This window comes from Dysosmobacter welbionis (assembly GCF_005121165.3).
Taxonomy (GTDB): Bacteria; Bacillota; Clostridia; order Oscillospirales; family Oscillospiraceae; genus Oscillibacter; species Oscillibacter welbionis.
The window spans coordinates 2,759,831-2,778,723 of sequence record NZ_CP034413.3 but is presented as its reverse complement, the minus strand read 5'-3'; the positions used below and the strand labels follow the sequence as shown (position 1 = coordinate 2,778,723).

Below are 18,893 nucleotides of genomic sequence, written 5' to 3'. Positions count from 1 at the left end.
TTCAGATGGCCGCCGCCCCCTGCGGCGCGGTCTCCATAGAGCCGGATGCCGGGGCCGCCTGCCGGATTGTCTGCGCAGGCGCCAGCTCCGCCTCCGGCCCCTCCTGGCTCAGATACTCCTCCAGGCAGACGCCGGTGCGGTAGATGTCCGCTGCCGCCGCCTTGCCCACGTAACGGTAGTGCCAGGGCTCGTACCCGATGCCTGTGATGTCGCTCTTCTCCGAAGGATAACGGAGGATGAAGCCGTACTTCCAGCTGTTCTCCATCAGCCACTTCTGCTCCGCCGTGTCCTCCTGTTCCTCGTCCAGGATCTGATAGCCGGCGGCTACAATGTCCAGAGCCAGGCCGGTCTGGTGCTCGCTGGTGCCGGGCTTGGCCACCCACCGGGCGGCCTCCGCCTCCACCCGGTCCTCCGGCACACCGGAGGCCCGGACCCGCGCCACCTTGTTCCGGTACAGCCGGGTCTGGGTGGCCTCTGTCCGGTAAGCGGAGCAGACGATGGGGTTCAGGCCCGCCTCCCGGCAGTCGGAGAGCATGTCATCCAGATCATCATAGATCCGTTCGTCCACCTGGAGTCCATTGGATAACGTGGCCAGCTTGATCTCATATCCCTCCGGCACCGTGTGCCAAGGGTTCACCAGCAGCAGCTGCCAGTCCTCCTGCCCCCTCTGGTCTGCCGGAGCAAGCTGGGCCGCCGGGACAGTCTGGGGGATGTACGGTATCTCAGCCTCCGCCGCCAGGGCGGTTGGGGCCAGCACCAGAACCGCCGTCAGCAGGGCGCCGCAGCGAGTCAGGATTTTCTTTCGTATGTTCATATCGTTCCTTTCCGGCCGCGGACGGCCGTCTGATCTTCTTTGTTCTGTTTTTATGGTACAGCCTTCCGACCGCGAAAACAAGGGAGATTTTGTGAACGATTGGAAACAAAAAGAAACAAGTCCTCCAACAGAGCAAAACGTGAGGGGTGGAAATCAGAGATACGAAGAGGCAGCTTCTATCCAAACAGCAGCGCTCTTCGTTCTCAACTCTCGACCCTTCACGCTTCCCAGGGGATCCCCGCAAAAAGGCCGCCCGGGAGGGCGGCCTTTTTGCGCTTGATTTTGCAGATTACTTGTACATTTCCGGCTTTTCCATGGTCTCCACCTTCAGGAACTGAGAGGTTCCGCGGGAGGCGTTCAGAGCGTCGCCAGCCACGCAGGCCACGTAGCCGTCCCAGGAGGAGGGGCCGGTGAGCTTGCCGGCATGGACGGACTCCACCCACTTGCAGAACTCAATGTCATAAGCCTCGATGAAGCGCTCCTTCCAGTCGGTCATGATGGGCATGGACTCGGCGGGCTTCACGCTGTCCCAGCCGGCGGGACGGGAGCGGCACACCACGGCGTAGGGATCGGGCAGCTTGACGGTGCCGTTCTCGCAGACCACCTCGCACTGGATGTCATAGCCGTAGCCGTCGGCCACCTGGACCTCCACATCGATGAAGCAGCCCTTCTTGGTGCGCATCAGCATCACCTGGGGGTTATCATAGCCCTTGTCGGAGTTGGAGGACTGGCGGACCTTCACGCACTGCACGTCCTCATACTCGTCATCCAGCAGCCAGCGGCAGATGTCCAGCTCGTGAATGGCGACGTTGGTGACACCGTTCTCGGTCTTGAAGCCCGGGCCCTGGGAGACGTTGCGGTGGCAGGCCTTGATGATGAGGGGCTTGCCCAGCTCGCCGGAGGCGATGATCCGCTTCATCTCAGCGTAGCCCCGATCATAGTGGCGCATGAAGCCCACCTGCACCAGCCGCTTGCCGATCTCCTGCTCCCGGCGGATGATCTCCTCGCAGTCCTTGGCGTTCTGGCTCAGGGGCTTCTCACAGAAGCACCACTTCTCCTCTGCCAGAGTCTTCATGACGTAGTCGTGATGGGTAGGATCGATGGAGGTGATGACCACGGCCTCCACCTCAGGGTCCTTGATCATGCCGTCGCAGTCGTTGCCATAGGACTTGATGCCGTACTTGGCGGCAGTCTCGTCGGCGGCAGCAGCCACATAGTCGCTGACGGCCACGACCGTGGCGCCGGGGACCGTCTCGATAATGCGGCGGCAGTGATCCTTGCCGATGGCGCCGCAGCCGATGATGCCGATTTTCAGAACCTTATCCATGATTGTGTACCTTCCTTTATTTGAAAATGAGGATATGCAGTTGTAAGGCCGCCCGTTTCAGCGGGGAAAGGCAGCTATGATGATGTCTGGCAGATGCGCCCCCCATTTTCTTTTTGAGACATCAAAAAGAAAATGCGCCGCGCCCGGTGGAAAAGAAAACATGTTCGGCGGGTCGGTCTGCGCAGGCGCAGACCTCCTGCCGCCGGCGGGGGATGGTTGACGGTCCCTTGCGGCAGTCAGGGACGGAAACGCGCTACCCTTGGGGAAACCACCAGCCCGGGGAAGTCAGGGATACATCCTGCGCCGCTTTTCGCTGCCGCTCTCCTGGCAGTTCGGGAAAGCCCGGAGATCTTCCTGTAGGGGCGGTTATCAACCGCCCGCCGCACCGTGGCCCGGACGGTCATAGACGTGCCGACCGGGGCGGCAGCTCAGTAATCAAGAATAATCTTCCGGCACTTGGTACAGCGGGAGGCTGGGATATAAGGTGGCGTAATAAGCGGGGTATCCTGCCTGCTCAAATGCTCTGCATCCTTAGACAAGTCCGGTGGTCCGGCTTTCCGAGGCTTTGGCAGCCAATAGATTCCATAGTTGCTTTGCAAAGCGCCGCTCCCCATTTCCGCGCCGCAAAAAGGACAATTCAAACGAATCTCCTCCTCTTTCGATACCCGCAGGAAAGGGACTTGGGGAAACCAAGTGTTTTCCCAGTTCTTTCGCCAGCGGCGAAAGAAGATCTTTCAATCATTTTCGGCAGGACATGCGCCTGCCGAAAATTCCCCGCCCCAGGCGCCTGGGGCGCCGTTCACCAGTGACCGATGTCACTGGTGGTAGGGAGGTCGAGGGGGAGCAAGCTCCCCCTTGAGAGGATCAATACTTCCGGGCGTCCCTCACGTGGTCCAGGTGATCCTGATAGGCCGCCAGGTTCTCCGGCCGCTCGGACACCTCCGTGTCGCCCACGCGCCACCAGGAGCCGTAGCCGTCGGTCATGGTCTTGGGCAGCACCTTGATGTCGAACAGCACCGGGCGGTCCTTCACCTTCTTGGCGTCCTCGAAGGCCGCCGCCAGCTCCTCCATGGTGCGGATGGAGTAGCTCTTGCAGCCGTAGCCCTCCGCTACCTTGGCGTAATCGATGTTCAGGAAGTCACCGAACAGGCCGTCCTTGCTGCGGTACCGCAGCTCCGTGCAGAGCGTCACGTTGCCGTGGCCCACCTGCAGGTTGTTGATGCAGCCGAAGGAGGCGTTATCGAACAGGCAGATGTTGATCTTCTTGCGCTCCATAACAGCGGTGACCAGCTCGCCGTGGAGCATGTTGAAGCTGCCGTCACCGCACATGGCGTAGACTTCCCGCTTGTCGCCAATGGCCAGCTTCACGCCCAGGGCACCGGCGATCTCATAGCCCATGGTGGAGTAGCCGTACTCCATGTTATAGCAGTCGATGCCGGTGGGCCGCCACATCCGCTGCATGTCGCCGGGCAGGGAGCCGGCGGCGCCGATAGCCACGTCGCCCTCGCTCATCATGGCGTTGATGGCGCCCAGCACGGTGGTCTGGCACAGGCCTGCGTCCAGGTCCTTGGCGAACCGCTTGGCGGAGTCGGCGTTGGCGTCGTTGATGATGGGTTTCCAGCTCTTCTTGTCCTCAAAGGTGATATGATCCAGGCGCTCCAGCTCCTTGGCCCACTTCTCGCGGGCGGCGGACACCTCAGTGGTGTAGGGAGCCTTGTAGCCGTCCAGCTTCGCCAGCAGGCGGGGCAGGGCATCCTTGGCGTCGGCCACCACGGGCACGGCGTCCATCTTCAGGGCCTGGAACTCGGACACATTGATGTTGACGAACTTGCAGGTGTCCTTGAACAGCCACTTGGAGGCGGTGGTGAAGTCGGTGTAGCGGGTGCCCACGCCGATGACCACGTCCGCCTTCTTGGCAATATCGTTGGCGGCGGAGCAGCCGGTGACGCCCAGGCCGCCCAGGTTCAGGGGGTGGGTCCACTCGATGGCGCTCTTGCCGGCCTGGGTTTCGCCGAAGGGGATGCCGGTGGCCTCTGCGAAGGCCCGGAACTCCTCGTGGGCCTCAGAGTAACGGACGCCGCCACCGCAGACCAGAATGGGCCGCTTGGCCTTCTTGATGACCTCCGCCGCGTCGGCCAGAGCGGCCTCGGTGGCGGGACGGCGCTCCAGACGCCAGACGCGCTTCTTGAAGAAGCTCTCGGGATAGTCATAGGCCTCGCCCTCCACGTCCTGAGGCATGGCGATGCAGACGGCGCCGGTGTTGGCGGGGTCCGTCAGCACCCGGAAAGCGGAGATCATGGCGCTCATCAGCTGCTCCGGCCGGACGATGCGGTCCCAGTAGCGGCAGACGGCCTTGAAGGCGTCGTTGGTGGAGATGGAGAGGTTGTTGGTCTGCTCCACCTGCTGGAGCACGGGGTCCGGCTGGCGGCAGGCGTACACGTCGCCGGGCAGCACCAACAGGGGGATGTTATTGGCGGTGGCGGTGCCGCAGGCGGTGACCATGTTGGCCGCGCCGGGGCCCACGGAGGAGGTGGCCACGCAAATCTGCTTGCGCTTCATCTGCTTGGCGAAGGCCACGGCTGCCTGGGCCATGCCCTGCTCATTCTGGCCGTGCCAGATCTCCAGGTGCTTGGCCTCCTGGCTCAGGGCCTGGCCCAGGCCCACCACGTTGCCGTGGCCGGGGATGATGAATACACCGCGGACGAAGCGGCTCTGTTCGCCGTCCACTTCGATATACTGGTTCTCAAGGAAACGGACCAAAGCCTGCGCCATGGTCAAACGAACGGTTTTCATGGGGTGATTACCTCCTGTCAGTGATTGGGATAGATGTGGTCGTTGGCATCGGCCTTCCACAGCCAAGCGTGCTCCGGATCGTCGATGCGGGTCTTGTCCCAGGGATCCCCCTCCAGGTGCCGGATGCCCCAGGCGTAGCACATGGCATAGCCCGGCGCGGCGGTCTGGGAGTGGAAGCCATGGTTGATGACGGCGCAGCCATTGTGCTGCGTCTTGAAGATCTCGCCGTTGGCAAAGCCCGCGCCGAAGCCGTCGGGATAGTCGAAGCGGTAGAAGTACACCTCCGGCTGGGGATGGTGGTGGGGCGGATAGGAGCTCCACTTGCCGGGCAGATTCAGCACCTCGCCCAGGACCATCTTGGAGAAGGGGGCGTTGTCCAGGTCGAAGAAGGTCTTGATCTCCCGGGACATGCAGCCCATCAGCTCGCCGCCAAAGCCCTTGTGCTCCACCTGGACCTTGTCCGGGGTGTACATGACGGCCTCATAGGGCGTCTCGTTGACAGTGGCCTGGATATACAGCTCACTGTGGGCCTTGGCGGTGATGGTCACCTTCGTGCCGCAGCCGGCCAGCAGGCAGTAGGCATCGTGGTGGAAGCAGTCCGGCCGGTCGGCCTCCACCTTCTTGCCGTCCCACTCATAGGTGACAGAGCCGGAAAACAGGAGGATTGCCACCTCTTTTTTGGCATCCTCATAGACGTAGGTATCCCCCGCCTCCATCAGCAGCAGGCCCACGTCCATCTGGGTGCCCATGTCGTCCACAGAGGAGTCAATATAGGCATTGTACCCGTTCTTCAGCTCGGCGTTCTTGTTCATATAGGCCATTGGAGTCATCTCCTAAATAAAGATTGTTGCTCAAATTCCATTCGCGCCAGCGGCGCGATGCATTTCAACCATTTTCGGCAGGACATGCGCCTGCCGAAAATACATTGACTTAGCCGCCCTGGGCGGCGTCCCCAGTGACCGACGTCACTGGGGAGGGGGCGGTCGAGGGGGGACGCAGTCCCCCTTCGAATTAGAGTCCCGTATGCTCCCGGATGTACTTCCGTGCCTTCATGGCATACTCCAGCGGATTGGCCTTGGCAGGATCCTGTTCCGCCTCCACCAGCAGCCAGCCCTGGTAGCCGGCATCCGCCAGCACCTTGAACACAGGATCGAAGTCCACGTCGCCGTCACCGGGGACGGTGAAGGCGCCATTGCGGACGGCCTGCAGGAAGGACCAGTCATTCTTCCGGGCCTCTTCCACCACGGGCAGCCGCATATCCTTCAGGTGGACGTGGCCCACCCGGTCCACGTACTTCTTCAGCATAGCCAGGGGGTCCTCGCCGGCGAAGGTGAAGTGGCCGGTGTCATAGCACAGGAACACATACCGGGGATCGGTGTTGGCCATCATGCGGTCCGTCTCCTCGCTGGTCTGGACCACGGTGCCCATGTGGTGGTGGAAGCACAGCTTGAAGCCCCGGTCCGCAGCGATCTTGCCCAGCTTGTTCAGGCCGTCGCACAGGAGCTTCCACTCGGCGTCGTCCATCACATGCTTGTGGCCGCCGGTGAGCACGGGTACGTCCATCTTGCCCTGGATGGAGTAGCTCTGCTCGCTGACGTTGATGCGGTTGGCGCCCACAGCAGCCAGGAAGTCCAGGTTGGCGATGAAGTCCTTCTCCTCCTCCTCAAAGGGGCGGGTCAGGAGGAAGGATGAGTACCAGCGGCTGGCGATGCGCATGCCGCGCAGGTCCAGGGCCTTCTTCAGCTCGGCAGGATCCTTGGGATACTTGTTGCCGATCTCGCAGCCGGTGAAGCCCGCCAGTGCCATCTCGCTGACGGTCTGCTGGAAGGTGTTCTCCCCGCCCAGCTCCGGCATATCGTCGTTGCACCAGCCGATAGGTGCAATGCCCAGGAATACGTGGTTGGAATCAAACATTGGAATTTCCCCCTTGTGAAGCCTCAGAATTTTTCCAGCGGTCCCGTGAGAGCGGGCCGCATGTTTTGCACACTTCTCTCCATTCTGTGTTCGTTCACAGAAATGTGGAAAGCAATCACACGCCTCTCTGCGTGCTCTCTTACAAACTATCATTTTTAGGGAGAAAAATCAACTTCTTTTCCAGGGCCTCCGCCATTTTTTCTATTTTAGCCAAACGGCTCCTCTCTTTTTCGTAGATATAACCGTACTGTCTCCAACCCCCGCAGCGGATGTGCCCGATTTCTCCCTCGTTTCGTCCACAAAAGACTCCGTCCGCCGGAAATCCGGCCCCCAAAACATCATGGAGAAATTGCAGCTGGCTGTACGCTCCCGGAAAAAGGCATCGGCGAAATCGACACTCTGAAAACCGGAATGTCACCCGATAGTCGGCGGCACATTCGCGCCATACCCCCGAAAGATTGCTGTCCCCAAGAGTACGACAGGCACGGAAAACAGTGAATGAAGGCCACCCGTCCGGAGCCTTTCTCTGTTCAGCAGAATCTACGTTTTCTCTATGGAGTAATAAATTTTTCTAAAATCGGAAATGACTTCTATTTTGCGGTAATGTGCATAAACTAACAATGGCCTCTTGTCATTTGCCGCTGCCAAAATATAGCCATGCAGCTCATCTAAAGACGCTTTCCCGCAAGGTTTCCGACATCACGTTGCCAGTCCGCATACTGGAGAAATCAAACGGAGCTGCCCGAAAAATCCTCCATACTGCAGTTCCGATTGGCCACTGGCCTTGAGTTTGTGGCCACGCGCACGAGGTTCTTCACGAATACCTTGGCAAGGAGCTCCGTCATCCGCATACCGGATGGGAACTGTTGTTTCCGGCGTTCAGCATTGTGCATGCCTAATCAGGGAGGATGGGAAACGGATAATTTTTTTGAGGGGGACGTATCATGCAGCTGCTTTGGCATATATTCCGATGGTTCTGCGGCGGAGTCGTTTTCTGCGCTTTACAGCTTCTTTTGACCGGAAACTGCCATTGGACCGATCTTGCCGTATTCTCCCTCCTGTGTATCCCTTTGGACGCTGTCAACGAACGAATGCCCTGGACATTTCCGCTGTGGCTCCAGGCAGTTTTGGGAGGGATCGTGCTGATTGTTTCCCAGTTGACCGCCGGGCTGGTTTTCAATGTCTGGCTTGGTTTGGGGCTTTGGGATTACACTTCTCTTTTCGGCAATTTTTTGGGGCAGATTTGTCTCAGATATGCGCTTTTATGGCTGCTGTTGGCCGGCCCGCTCTTGATTCTGTTTGATATGATCGGATTCCGATCTGGCGGTCCCTGGCCGCACTATAAGCTTATTTGAAAGAGCACGAAGCCCGTTGGGGCTTCGTGCTTACATCTGGAATTCTTTATGGAGAAGCAGCGCTTTGCTTTTCACAATTAAAATGCAGCTGGCCCAAACCATGCTTCCCAGAAGGACACTCATGGCTATAGATAAAAGTCCCGGGATCAAGCAGCAACTATGCAGCCCCGCAAAGAAGACCGCTGCCAGCGCAGCAGTTGACACCGATACCGTGATCGAGCGCAGCAGCGGCCATCCCCGCATTGCCAGCGTCAGGATAGTCATCAGCCCCAACAGCCCCGCTGTTCCCGCATATAACATCTCCTTCATAACAGGAGAGATCCCCTCTAATACAGCGATCTTTCCGGCTGCGTCAAGCGTTTCCCAATTTTCCAGGAACCGCTGACAGAGGCGCTCAAAAACCGGATGGCTGAAGGCGGATTGTGTAAGGTGCGGCAGAATACAGGCACTGAGAAGGCCAATCCCTGCGGGCATCCATGTTCGGATTGCAGACAGCCGGCGCCGGTCTCTTCGCGCGGCTCCTACCCATCGCAGTAGAAACCAAATACCATACGCGATTGCGGCTCCCGCCAAATCGACCGCCACATCTCGTGCAGCTCCACTGCGCCCTGGAACAAACGTCTGATGAATCTCATCCAGGGCTGCCAGGACGGCACAGAAAACTCCCGCGGCAGCAGACCGGCGCAGGATGTTCCGGACAAAGGGCGCAAGCGCCGCTAACAACAGGATGACCAAAAGGAAATACAAAAACATGTGGGCGGCTTTTCTCTCAAAAAACGAGAGCACCTCAACAGCTGCCCCCTGAATATCGGCCTCGGACCGGGCATACGCAGGCGACAGCACAATTAAGATGCGATGCAGAAGTCCATCAGATACTTTCCCGGAGGCAGACGCTGTCTGGGCGGAAAATCCCCAAATGATTCGATACCAGAGCAATGGAGGAATCCAGAGCAGGAATCTGGCAAGGGAAAAATGATTGGTCATAGAACTCTCCTTATATCGTGTAGGAAATCTGTCCTGAAAAAACCGCCATGCGCTGACATTTCGCATGGCGGTTTTTTGAAAATTCTGATCTTTATCTGAAAGCAGCCTGTTGCGGAATGCGGACCTCGGCGCCTTGCCCGCAGTTCACCTCTTCCGGCTCATGGAAAGTTGGCACAACCCTGTGCAGCGCCTCCCGAATGCAGGAGGAATCATCCTTCTCCAGGGCCTCCTGGAGAATCTCCAGCTTCTCTCTCAGCTCACCGGGAGTAATCGCCGGCTGCCGCTCGATAAAAATCTGGCTGTTCTCCGTCTGCTCAATGTCCCGGCTGGCAATCAACAGCTCCTCGTACAGCTTTTCGCCGGGCCGCAGCCCCGTCTCCACAATGTCAATGTCCCGATACGGCACATACCCGGAGAGTCTGATCATATTTTCCGCCAAATCCAGGATTTTTACAGGTTGTCCCATATTCAGAACAAACAGCTCGTTCTTCCGGGCCATGGCACCGGTCTGCAGCACCAACTGCGCAGCTTCCGGAATTGTCATAAAATAACGGATAATGCGCTTGTCTGTTACCGTGATCGGTCCCCCCGCGGCGATCTGCCGCTGGAACAGCGGTACTACGGAGCCGTTGGAGCCCAGGACATTTCCGAATCGAACCGCCACGAAATCTGTGCCGCTGTGTCCTTTCATGGACTGAAGAATCATCTCGCAAAGCCGTTTGCTGGCGCCCATTACAGAGGTGGGATTGACCGCTTTGTCTGTGGAGATCAGCAGGAACTTCTGAACACAGAACTCATCCGCGGCCCGCACGAGGTTTAGTGTGCCAAATACATTGTTGCGGATCGCCTCCTGAGGGCTGTTTTCCATAAGCGGCACGTGTTTGTGCGCAGCGGCATGAAAAACCACATCCGGCCGGTATGTAGCGAAGATCTGCCGCATCCGCCTCCTGTCCCGTATAGAAGCGATCTCCACTTTCAGATTGAGCCGCCCACCATACTGGTACAGCAGTTCCTGCTGAATATCATAGGCGTTATTCTCATAGATATCCACGATCACCAGCTCTTTGGGATCGTGCTTGACAATCTGTCGGCACAGCTCTGAACCGATAGAGCCGCCGCCTCCAGTGACCAATACGGTTTTTCCAGAGAGATATGCATCCACAGGCGCTGGGTCCAAGTACACCGGCTCACGGCCCAATAAGTCCTCAATGCGGACCTCGCGCAGTTGAGAGCGCATCGGCTTTTGGCGGATCATGTCCAGTGTACTGGGCAAAACAGAAATTTTGATCCGCTCGAGGCCGGACAGTTTCTGTAAAATCTCGTGGCGGCGGTTTTCCCCCGCAGATGGAATCGCCACAATGATCTCCTGAATATCCATCGCGCGCAGGCGCTCCTGCACTTGGCTGATCGTCCCCTTCACTTCCACGCCATGGATTCGTTTTCCCAGCTTGCCAAGGTCGTCATCAAAAAAGCATTGCACACTGTATCGGCTGTCTGGATTGCTCTGGAGCTCATCCAGCAGCTGAACGCCAGCTGCTCCTGCACCGACAATGGCCACAGGGATTTGATGGCTGCCCTTACTAAATAGTACCCGACTGCGGTAAACACGGTAGGCAAAGCGCAGCAACAGCATTCCCAAGACCCAGAGGCTGGCCACACAAGTCAGGAGCATAAAGGAAATTATGCTCTGTAGAAAAATGCGGCTCAAGACCTCGTAGAGGAAAAATCCGCAAAATGCAGCCATGAGCAGCGACAGGTATTCCTTACTCTCAGCGTACCGCCAAAGGCTGTCATACGTGCGGAATAAAAGTTGGAAAAGCACTGTGCAGGCATAAAGCAACGCAAAATTTTGAATCAGCTGAACGGATTGTCCAACTGCATCCGTCAGATTATATCGCAGAGAAAACCACGAGAAAAAAGTCGAAAAAACAATTAAAATCAGACTGTCACACAAAAAGAGAATCTGTTTTCGCAGATGATTCATCTTGCCCATACGCTCCTAATTGCATTATGTGTCGTTCCCCGCTTAATTTAGGTTACGATCATATAACAAATTATACAGCGTTATGGCCGAAATTTAAAGTGGCAAATATATCTTTCTGCCATCTATTTTTTCAAATCCATTTTTCGGCTAGATTTTTTTAATTTTGTGTTTGTCATAGAAAAATGGATAAAATGGCGCAAAAAATCAAGTGTAAGCAACTCCTGCTATCGGAGTGCGCACAGGAGGACGTGAGTTTGTTTAGCGCCCCAGCGTGGAACTTTTCATATCCATTTTCAATTAACAAAAGTTCCTAGGCGCCACTCATTTTTTGCTTTTTTACCGCTAAGGACATCCTGTAATTCTGTTTCTACACTTCTGTAGTCAGTAACTTATTTTTACTTTTAACACAGGTCATGCGGATCTCCCCTCTTGTTTGTCCGGATGCGAATATATATCAATATTCGCACCAAAAAGCGAAATAGCCTCCACCACCCGAAAAACTATATCAAAGCAGTTTTCCCCTGTAATGTCCCATACTTATGACACATCAAACTGCCGTGCAAAAAGTTCAACCGCGAGAAATTCATAGATAGACGGTTCCGCTTGATTGCGGGTTACCATCTGTGCAAGCGCCTCTTTTTTGAAGTACTTCTCTGTACGGCAATCCTCAATGTACGCCAACAGATAATCCCGCGAAAACCTCCTGCCCCACTGTGTCACAGGCGCTCCAAAGCCCATTTTATTCGTGCGCCAGGTAACTTCCCGAGGCATTCTTCTGTCAAATGCCTGCCGCATCAGATACTTGGTGTAACCATTTTTGATCTTGTACTCAGGTGGAATCCGACAGCACAGTTCCACGAACTGATAGTCCATAAAAGGAATCCGGCTTTCAATTGAAGCCGACATATACAACCGGTCGTCATAGCGTACAATATGTGTCAACTGGGTTGCCGTCAACTCCGTGTATTGGAGATTTTCCAGTATTTTTGGATACAGCAACTCCCGCAACTCCACACGATTGCGCTGGTCTAACAGGTCGGGGTTGATGAACCGGCCGGCACGATGAAGCTGCCGTGAGTCCCGCACCACTGGCTGATTAAAGTAGAGCGCATAAGCGGCCAGATCTCTCACAGATAATTTGGAATGGCGACTGGCCTGACGAAATTCTGACACCAGAGTCTTCCACTGCTTTCTCTTGATCAGGGATGCGAAAAAGAATGCATAATAACGCTCGTAGCCAAGCATCAATTCATCACCACACTGGCCATTGAGAATCACCTTATAGCCGCGGCGATTGATTTCATCCAACAAAAATTTGCTGCCTAAAAGAGAGAGTCCACAGCTCCCTTCTACATGCCACACCAAATTCTCAAAACGCTTTTCAATGTCCTCGGCATCCGGTAGGATCTGGTTACCTGTACAGCCGCAGGAACGGTTGATAAGATCGGCAAAGAACCACTCGTCACAGGAGTTGTTACCAGGATAACTGGTAGTAAACGTTTGCAACCGTGAGGGGTCTTCCATCTGCGAACACATCTCAGTAACCATGCAGGAGGAATCCAGCCCTCCGGACAAAAGCGCCCCCAGGGGGGCGTCGCTACGCATACGCCAGCGGCAAGACCTGGAAAACTCCTCTGTCACCAACCGCACCCACTCCGCCTCGGTTTTACTGTTATCATAATGAACATGCAACGTCCAATAGGAAGAAATGGTAAAGGAGTCGATGGTGTTATGACCGGCCCCCAGCTGCACAACAAGCTTATGGCCAGGTCGGAGGGTCTTCATGCCTTCAATCAGAGTCTGATCGTTATAATCACTGATATGATATATCAGGTTAGCTGCCAAATAAGAGGTGTCAAACCGCCGTTGTACGGCACCATCCTGACAAAGCTGCTTCAGTTCTGATCCAAACATGATACGGTTTCCCTGGCGCCAGTAATGGAACGGTTTGGCTCCCAGCCGATCTCTGGCGCAAAACAGCTTATTTTCCTGTCCATCCCACAAAGCAAACCCCCACATGCCGTTGAACTGTGTGAGACAATCTTCACCCCATTCGCAGTAGGCATACAGTAAAACTTCCGTGTCGCTGGTGGTGTGGAAGGTATACCCCAGAGCTTCCAGTTGGGCGCGAAGTTCCATGTAGTTATATAACTCCCCATTGTAGATGAGGGTGATATCCCGTTCCGGCAAATACATCGGCTGATGACCACCAACGCTCAGATCCAAGATGCTCAGGCGGCGATGACCAAATCCCAAAAAGGAAGCGGTCCCCACGGCAGTTTCCAGCGGAGGGACCTCCAGCCCTTTTACTGTATCGTTCCCCCCGAAAAAAGATGTCCCACCGGGGCCAATCAAAGCATATCCCTCGTCATCCGGCCCCCGGTGACGGATGACATCCGTCATACGCCGCAAGATTCCAATATCCACTCCACGGTCTAGATCCAGATAACCACTGATGCCACACATAAAATAATTCCCTTCATTTGATATTCGTTGCCCGTGGCAATGCACACAGAGATACAACTGCTTTCTGCGAAGATAGCCCCAAATTGAGGCCAGCATTCGAGGCAGAATGCCTGCACGGCTCCAAAAAAGCTGAGTGGGGACAGGCAAAGAATCATAGCGTGAGCGCGCTAGCAGACCACTCAAAAAAGAGGCTACTCTGCATATGGGACGCGCCGCTTTCTTTCTGATCTCTGCAGAGCGTCCTTCCTCGGACTATAAAAATTACCAGCCGCTAATAGAAGGCTCCTCTTCAGTAGCGATATTTTTCCTGCTCATCTTTGTTTGCGCGAAAAATGACATGGCTTGATAAGCCCGGTTTTCCATACCGCAGGGATGACCAAAACACTATATCCAGAGAACACAAAGAAAGTGGTCAAGCACAGCCGAATCAGCAGCGGCAGTTCTGCAAGCCATTGCTTGCAGCCCCACGTCAAAAGGATGGACAGGATTCCACCTATCAATATGTTCGGTGTTAAGTTCCAAAGAGATTTCAACGACAGGAATGATGCGGTCCGGCGAGCAGACTGCACATTCAGCATGCCGATTACTAGGGTGGCTACGCTGCTGGCAAGGGTCACTCCAAATACACCGAACTTTCGACAAAGCAAAATGCTCAATGTAACATTGCAGGCGATGCCGATGACACTGTTTACCGCGGGGTGCTTAGAGTCCTGATATCCGTATTGGACCCGGCTATATACCTCACGTAACGCCAAAGGGATAAAACTCAGGCTGTAGCCCATCAATGCCTGGGCTGTCATAGCCGCCGCTTCCGCGTCAAATGCGCCGCGGCCATATATGAGCAGGACTATGTCTTCCGCCTGGCTTACTGCGATCACAGTGACAGGCAGCAGCAGAATCACCAGAACCAAAATCGCCCGTTCTGTCAGTTGGGCCACAGCCTGTTCCTTTTCCTGCGAAATATATTCTGTTACATGGGCATAAAGCACGGAGCAGAGGGAGCAAATCAGTGTCCCTACCAGATTGGAAAGTGTAGCGGCATAGCTCATGGCAGTGACCGTCCCATCCGCCAGTCCGGATACCAGGATTTTGTCTACCATTTGGTTGATATAAACTGCACCATAGCCGATAGAAAGTGGTCCAACCATTGCGAGAAGCGAACGGACCTGCGGATTACGGAACGGATTTCTACTGCTCTTCCTCAAATAAGTCCGCGCCTGATAACCCAGAAACCCGGCGCTGAAGGTTGCATACAACCAATATCCAATGACTAGGGAGTCCACGCCCAGATAGGGCGCTCCCAAAATAATCACGATAACCAGGATCACGCTTTGGTACAATCCCTCCAGTTGACCTGGGATAAAGCGTTTGTTGGAGTTGAGAAGTGCATGAAAAACCGCCATCCAAACCAATGGAATGAGGATCGGGGAAAATAGGCGAATATAGCCCCCGAGCTGGCTACTCAATTCCTGGGAATAGCTTGGGGCCAGCAATTTTGAGATCCAGGGGGAAAGCATAAAAATGGTCGCTGAAATCGCCGCTACAACGATGGTGCCTGCGCAAAGGGTGTCGCTGGCAAACTGCCCGGCTTCATTCTGGGTCTCTTCCTTCACATGAATATAAACAGATACCACTGCGGTAAGCATCACTTGAACCAGCAGATATTGGATGTCGCCGATAAATCCATAGGACAGATTGATCAGGTCAGTCTCGGCATTGGCGCCAAAAATGCCGGCGATTACCATCTGCTTGAAAAAACCCAGCGCCTTGACCAAAATCAGCACGCCACTGACAGAGAGAATATTTTTCAGCAAACGAGACTGCATCCCAGAGTATCCTTTCAAATCTTCAAATCACTGCTGCAGAGACTCCTTTTTGTAGGAAGAAGTCTCCCGGCATAGGACAAAAAAGCCGCCAGCACAGATACCCACAAGTCCAAAGAAGATCACAAAGGCCGTAAATGCCTCCTGTCGGGTGGCGGGCCGGGTAGTGTGGCCGATCTGGACCGTCACGTCCTCCTGCTCCGCCGAGAAGGTGATATTCAGATGGTTTTCCTGCGCAATCTCCTCCAGCAGGGCCACTGCCTCTTCCGCCCGCGCATCCAGCGCCCGGGCGGCGTCATCGAGGCGCTGCGCCATTTCTTCACTGGCCTGGCGCAGCGCGGGATACTCGTTTTCCAGCAGATTCAGCCGGGTATCCAGCTGTTCCAGATCCAGCTGCAGCTGGCGGTATTCCGCTGCCTGGGAAAGAATGGAGGCGTAGATCTCATTGACGGCGGCGTCGCTGGTACTCAGGCCGCCCACGGTATCCAGCAGAGATCTGGCATACTCGGATTTGCTGATATTTTGCAGCAGCGTCTCCCGCTCCCGCCGATACTGAGCCAGAGTGCTCTGACGTAGCTCATCGGGCAGGTAAAACGCATCCGGGGCGTTCAGATCCCAGTAGATAGGAACAAGCTCGTCCTCATCAAAGATCAGGATTTCTTCTTTCATCTCTAGGAGCTGCTCTTGCTGCGATTCCGTAATAGAGGAATCGTTCCGCACACCGTCAATGTACGAACAGAGGACCTTGCGCTGCTCCTTGATGTAGTCGTAACAGTCCACATAATAGGTGATACCCATGGGGACCTCCGCAAAGTCCACCGGCTCCCATGCCTGGGCGCTGCCGGACCCTTCCGCCGAGGCCCGGCCGGAAAAGAAGAATCCAGCAGCAAGACCCAGCAGGAGGAACCCGGCCACAATGACCAAAAATAGTTTCCAATCGCGCCGGAACCCGGAAATAAGGTCCTGAACGCGCAGTTCACGATTGTTCATTCTTTACGTGCTCCTCTTTTTGTACAGGAAATAGATACAGGAAGATACAGGCCATCAGGAATCCTCCGGACAGCAGGACGGTACTCCAGGAACCGTTGCAGAAACTCATAGCAAAAAACACACACAGCCCGATATAGATCTTTTGGGGGATGTCTCTGGCTGCCGCATCCAGCAGCCGGAACAGGATCACCAGGATCAGCGGCATCAGGAAAACCCCCAGCACGACCGGCAGATTGGCATACATATCACCCACCAGACCGTTGTTGGCGCTGGATCCGGTCCCCATATATTCTCCGATCACCTTGGGGATCTTAATGGAATAGACCGGGTCATAGGACAGCTTCCCCAAAATCCCGTCCCGGAACAGATTCAGCGGGTGCTCCCGGAAAAATTGGGCGTACACCTCGCTGAGCTGGACAGGCACGTACATGAGCCTGCGCACAAACAGGGACATGGGGGTGAGAAACTGGGCCCCGGCCTCCAGCACCCAGCAGCCCATGACTCCCAGTGACAACAGCCCGGCGCACCAGCGGTACATCCATTTCCGGTACAGCAGGTAGCAGAACAGCAGTAAAAAGAGAAACAAAAACACGGACTTCTGTGCGCTGATGGAGTAATAGAACAGATAGACTACCACCAGCACGCCTACCGCCACGTACCGGCGCTTTTGCAGCCAGTACAGGATCAGCACGGACAAAATGACCGTCATCCAGGAGAGAACGTAGGCAAAAAGACCGGGAATATCGTAGGCTGCTGCCTCTGCCCGGATCCCATAGACATCTGAAAGGTTCAACTTCAGCCGGAATCCGGTATAGATCCCCGAGATCCCCATAACGAACAGGCACGCCCCCACACTCACGAGAAAAAATAACAAGGAGGTATGCCGGTGGGGCAGTTTGGGCACCAAGATGGTGGGCATACGCAGCTGCACCGCCAGCAGCACCAGCCAGTACACCGCCACTGCGCAGAAGAAGCCCAGATCACTTCCCTTGCATCCCAGATAGGACGTCATCGGGAGAAAGTAAACATAGTTCATCAGCGTCACCAGGATGGAGGAGGGACGTTCCTCCTGTCCCTGGAGCCCCACCACCAGGGGCAGACACACCAATACCAGCAGCCAGGAAAGGGCGTATTTGATCCACACCAGATCCGTGGTAAAGCCGCTGTAGGCGTAGATGGGAGAGAGCTGCGTAAGGTACATGAAGTCCAGCACCAGCCGGTAGAGGAGGATCAGTCCGCACTGGAACAAAAACTGATGCCTCCGGCTTACGCGGGAGAGCTTCTCCAGGGATTGGGCCGCCCGGCTCCCACGCAGTTTTTCTGTGACAGATGGCAGCTTCATTTACCCGTTTGTCTCCTCTTTTTTGTCAAACCGGCCTGTGAAGTCCAGGGAGGCCACGTCCTTGAGCGGCAGTTTCACCGGCATTCCGGTGGCCGCGGACTGATACATGGCAAGGATCATCTCCAGCGCCCGGCGGCCGGCCTGAGCGTCGATATACGGGGCCCGGTCATGGACGATGGCGTCCATCATATCCGCGTAAACGGCGGTATGGCCGTTGCCGTAGACATTGCTGGTGGCCTCCTGAAGCCCCTGCAGGGCTGCGTCCTCCTCCCGTTGGTCGGCAAACTGCCAGACGTCGATGTTATTGGTGGAGGTACCGCCGATCTTCACCGTTCCCGTCTCACCGAAGAGATACAGCGTCTCTTCCAGGTTTTTGGGGTAGACGTTGGTGGTGCCCTCGATGGTGCCGATGGCGCCGTTGGCGAATTTCACCACCGCCATGCCCACGTCCTCACATTCCAGATAGTGATGGAACTGCTGAGCCGTCTGGGCATAGACCTCCACCACATCATCCCCCATCATCCAGCGCAGAAGATCCACGCCATGGATGCACTGGTTCATCATGCAGCCTCCGTCCTGGGCCCAAGTGCCGCGCCAGGGGGCCTGGTCGTAATAGCCCTTGTTCCGGTTCCAGCGCACATGGATGGAGCCGTGGGAGAGCTTGCCGAACCGGCCCTCCTCCAGGGCCTTCCGGGTGGCCTGGACCGCCGGATTGAACCGGTTCTGGTGGCAGGCGCACACCTTGACATGGTGGGCCTGGGCAGCCTCCACAATGGCGTCGGCATCCGCCATGGACATGGCCATGGGCTTTTCGATGATGACGTTGACGCCGTGGGCGATGCAGTAGAGGGCGATCTCCGCGTGGATTCCGCTCTCCGTGGCAATGGCCGCCAGAGTGGGCTGCTCCGCCTCGATCATCTCCCGATAGTCGGTATAGCGGCGGATGGAAGTGTCCTTCTCCAGGCCGTGCTTGGCCAGGAGGGTCTCCATGGCCTCCGGCTTGACGTCGCACACAGCGGCCAGTTCCAGGTGGTTGTTCAGCACGGCTTTGATGTGGTTGACGGCGATCCGGCCGCAGCCGATGAGCACGTATTTCATGTT

Annotated in this window: 15 protein-coding genes; 1 reads left to right on the top strand and 14 read right to left on the bottom strand. The window is 56.0% G+C overall.

Annotated elements, in window-relative coordinates:
* Window position 1 precedes the first annotated feature (1 nt).
* From EIO64_RS14515 to iolE, 7 genes are all read right to left on the bottom strand, one after another.
* On the bottom strand, window positions 2–535 hold the full coding sequence (locus EIO64_RS14515) for a M15 family metallopeptidase (RefSeq protein WP_394802910.1): 534 nt from the start codon (window positions 533–535) through the stop codon (window positions 2–4).
* Window positions 536–1,103: 568 nt separating this feature from the next.
* Window positions 1,104–2,141: a Gfo/Idh/MocA family protein gene (locus EIO64_RS14510; protein ID WP_021748895.1), complete on the bottom strand. Its 1,038-nt coding sequence runs from the start codon at window positions 2,139–2,141 to the stop codon at window positions 1,104–1,106.
* Window positions 2,142–2,569: 428 nt separating this feature from the next.
* Window positions 2,570–2,755 (bottom strand): PF20097 family protein, encoded by a 186-nt coding sequence (locus EIO64_RS19275; RefSeq protein ID WP_369522167.1) that lies wholly within the window; start codon window positions 2,753–2,755, stop codon window positions 2,570–2,572.
* Window positions 2,673–2,879: a hypothetical protein gene (locus EIO64_RS14505; protein ID WP_158629805.1), complete on the bottom strand. Its 207-nt coding sequence runs from the start codon at window positions 2,877–2,879 to the stop codon at window positions 2,673–2,675. Before EIO64_RS14505 ends, EIO64_RS19275 begins: the two co-directional genes overlap by 83 nt.
* Before the next feature lie 126 nt (window positions 2,880–3,005).
* Window positions 3,006–4,934 carry a 3D-(3,5/4)-trihydroxycyclohexane-1,2-dione acylhydrolase (decyclizing) gene (gene iolD / locus EIO64_RS14500; protein ID WP_119310671.1) on the bottom strand — a complete coding sequence of 643 codons (1,929 nt, stop codon included), beginning with the start codon at window positions 4,932–4,934 and terminating at the stop codon, window positions 3,006–3,008.
* 17 nt (window positions 4,935–4,951) lie between these two features.
* On the bottom strand, window positions 4,952–5,755 hold the full coding sequence (locus tag EIO64_RS14495) for a 5-deoxy-glucuronate isomerase (protein ID WP_021748900.1): 804 nt from the start codon (window positions 5,753–5,755) through the stop codon (window positions 4,952–4,954).
* A gap of 190 nt (window positions 5,756–5,945) precedes the next feature.
* Window positions 5,946–6,848 carry a myo-inosose-2 dehydratase gene (iolE, locus tag EIO64_RS14490; RefSeq protein ID WP_021748901.1) on the bottom strand — a complete coding sequence of 301 codons (903 nt, stop codon included), beginning with the start codon at window positions 6,846–6,848 and terminating at the stop codon, window positions 5,946–5,948.
* Window positions 6,849–7,792: 944 nt separating this feature from the next.
* Between iolE and EIO64_RS14485 the strand changes: the two genes are divergently transcribed.
* Window positions 7,793–8,203: a putative ABC transporter permease gene (locus EIO64_RS14485; protein WP_025543501.1), complete on the top strand. Its 411-nt coding sequence runs from the start codon at window positions 7,793–7,795 to the stop codon at window positions 8,201–8,203.
* 30 nt (window positions 8,204–8,233) lie between these two features.
* Here the strand turns inward: EIO64_RS14485 and EIO64_RS14480 are convergent, their stop codons facing one another.
* The 7 genes from EIO64_RS14480 to EIO64_RS14450 form a co-directional block, all read right to left on the bottom strand.
* A complete protein-coding gene (locus EIO64_RS14480) occupies window positions 8,234–9,187 on the bottom strand; it encodes a VanZ family protein (protein WP_025543503.1) in 954 nt (317 codons plus the stop codon).
* A 91-nt stretch (window positions 9,188–9,278) separates the two neighbouring features.
* Window positions 9,279–11,171 (bottom strand): polysaccharide biosynthesis protein, encoded by a 1,893-nt coding sequence (locus EIO64_RS14475; protein ID WP_025543504.1) that lies wholly within the window; start codon window positions 11,169–11,171, stop codon window positions 9,279–9,281.
* 537 nt (window positions 11,172–11,708) lie between these two features.
* Window positions 11,709–13,574, bottom strand: a complete 1,866-nt coding sequence (gene asnB, locus EIO64_RS14470) for an asparagine synthase (glutamine-hydrolyzing) (protein WP_249390698.1) — start codon at window positions 13,572–13,574, stop codon at window positions 11,709–11,711.
* Between the two features lie 374 nt (window positions 13,575–13,948).
* Window positions 13,949–15,451, bottom strand: coding sequence for a murein biosynthesis integral membrane protein MurJ (gene murJ / locus EIO64_RS14465; protein WP_158629804.1), 1,503 nt, complete (start codon window positions 15,449–15,451; stop codon window positions 13,949–13,951).
* Window positions 15,452–15,490: 39 nt separating this feature from the next.
* Window positions 15,491–16,450, bottom strand: coding sequence for a flagellar basal body-associated FliL family protein (locus tag EIO64_RS14460; RefSeq protein WP_136891533.1), 960 nt, complete (start codon window positions 16,448–16,450; stop codon window positions 15,491–15,493).
* A complete protein-coding gene (locus tag EIO64_RS14455) occupies window positions 16,437–17,792 on the bottom strand; it encodes a hypothetical protein (RefSeq protein ID WP_136891532.1) in 1,356 nt (451 codons plus the stop codon). Before EIO64_RS14455 ends, EIO64_RS14460 begins: the two co-directional genes overlap by 14 nt.
* Window positions 17,793–18,890 carry a Gfo/Idh/MocA family protein gene (locus tag EIO64_RS14450; RefSeq protein WP_136891531.1) on the bottom strand — a complete coding sequence of 366 codons (1,098 nt, stop codon included), beginning with the start codon at window positions 18,888–18,890 and terminating at the stop codon, window positions 17,793–17,795.
* Window positions 18,891–18,893 lie beyond the last annotated feature (3 nt).

Bases quoted from the DNA above. Each gene is read 5' to 3' on its own strand.
- EIO64_RS14515 (WP_394802910.1), bottom strand. From the start codon at position 535: ATGCTCTCCGACTGCCGGGAGGCGGGCCTGAACCCCATCGTCTGCTCC.
- EIO64_RS14510 (WP_021748895.1), bottom strand. From the start codon at position 2,141: ATGGATAAGGTTCTGAAAATCGGCATCATCGGCTGCGGCGCCATCGGC.
- EIO64_RS19275 (WP_369522167.1), bottom strand. From the start codon at position 2,755: ATGGGGAGCGGCGCTTTGCAAAGCAACTATGGAATCTATTGGCTGCCA.
- iolD (WP_119310671.1), bottom strand. From the start codon at position 4,934: ATGAAAACCGTTCGTTTGACCATGGCGCAGGCTTTGGTCCGTTTCCTT.
- EIO64_RS14495 (WP_021748900.1), bottom strand. From the start codon at position 5,755: ATGGCCTATATGAACAAGAACGCCGAGCTGAAGAACGGGTACAATGCC.
- iolE (WP_021748901.1), bottom strand. From the start codon at position 6,848: ATGTTTGATTCCAACCACGTATTCCTGGGCATTGCACCTATCGGCTGG.
- EIO64_RS14485 (WP_025543501.1), top strand. From the start codon at position 7,793: ATGCAGCTGCTTTGGCATATATTCCGATGGTTCTGCGGCGGAGTCGTT.
- EIO64_RS14480 (WP_025543503.1), bottom strand. From the start codon at position 9,187: ATGACCAATCATTTTTCCCTTGCCAGATTCCTGCTCTGGATTCCTCCA.
- EIO64_RS14475 (WP_025543504.1), bottom strand. From the start codon at position 11,171: ATGAATCATCTGCGAAAACAGATTCTCTTTTTGTGTGACAGTCTGATT.
- asnB (WP_249390698.1), bottom strand. From the start codon at position 13,574: ATGACGGATGTCATCCGTCACCGGGGGCCGGATGACGAGGGATATGCT.
- EIO64_RS14460 (WP_136891533.1), bottom strand. From the start codon at position 16,450: ATGAACAATCGTGAACTGCGCGTTCAGGACCTTATTTCCGGGTTCCGG.
- EIO64_RS14455 (WP_136891532.1), bottom strand. From the start codon at position 17,792: ATGAAGCTGCCATCTGTCACAGAAAAACTGCGTGGGAGCCGGGCGGCC.
- EIO64_RS14450 (WP_136891531.1), bottom strand. From the start codon at position 18,890: ATGAAATACGTGCTCATCGGCTGCGGCCGGATCGCCGTCAACCACATC.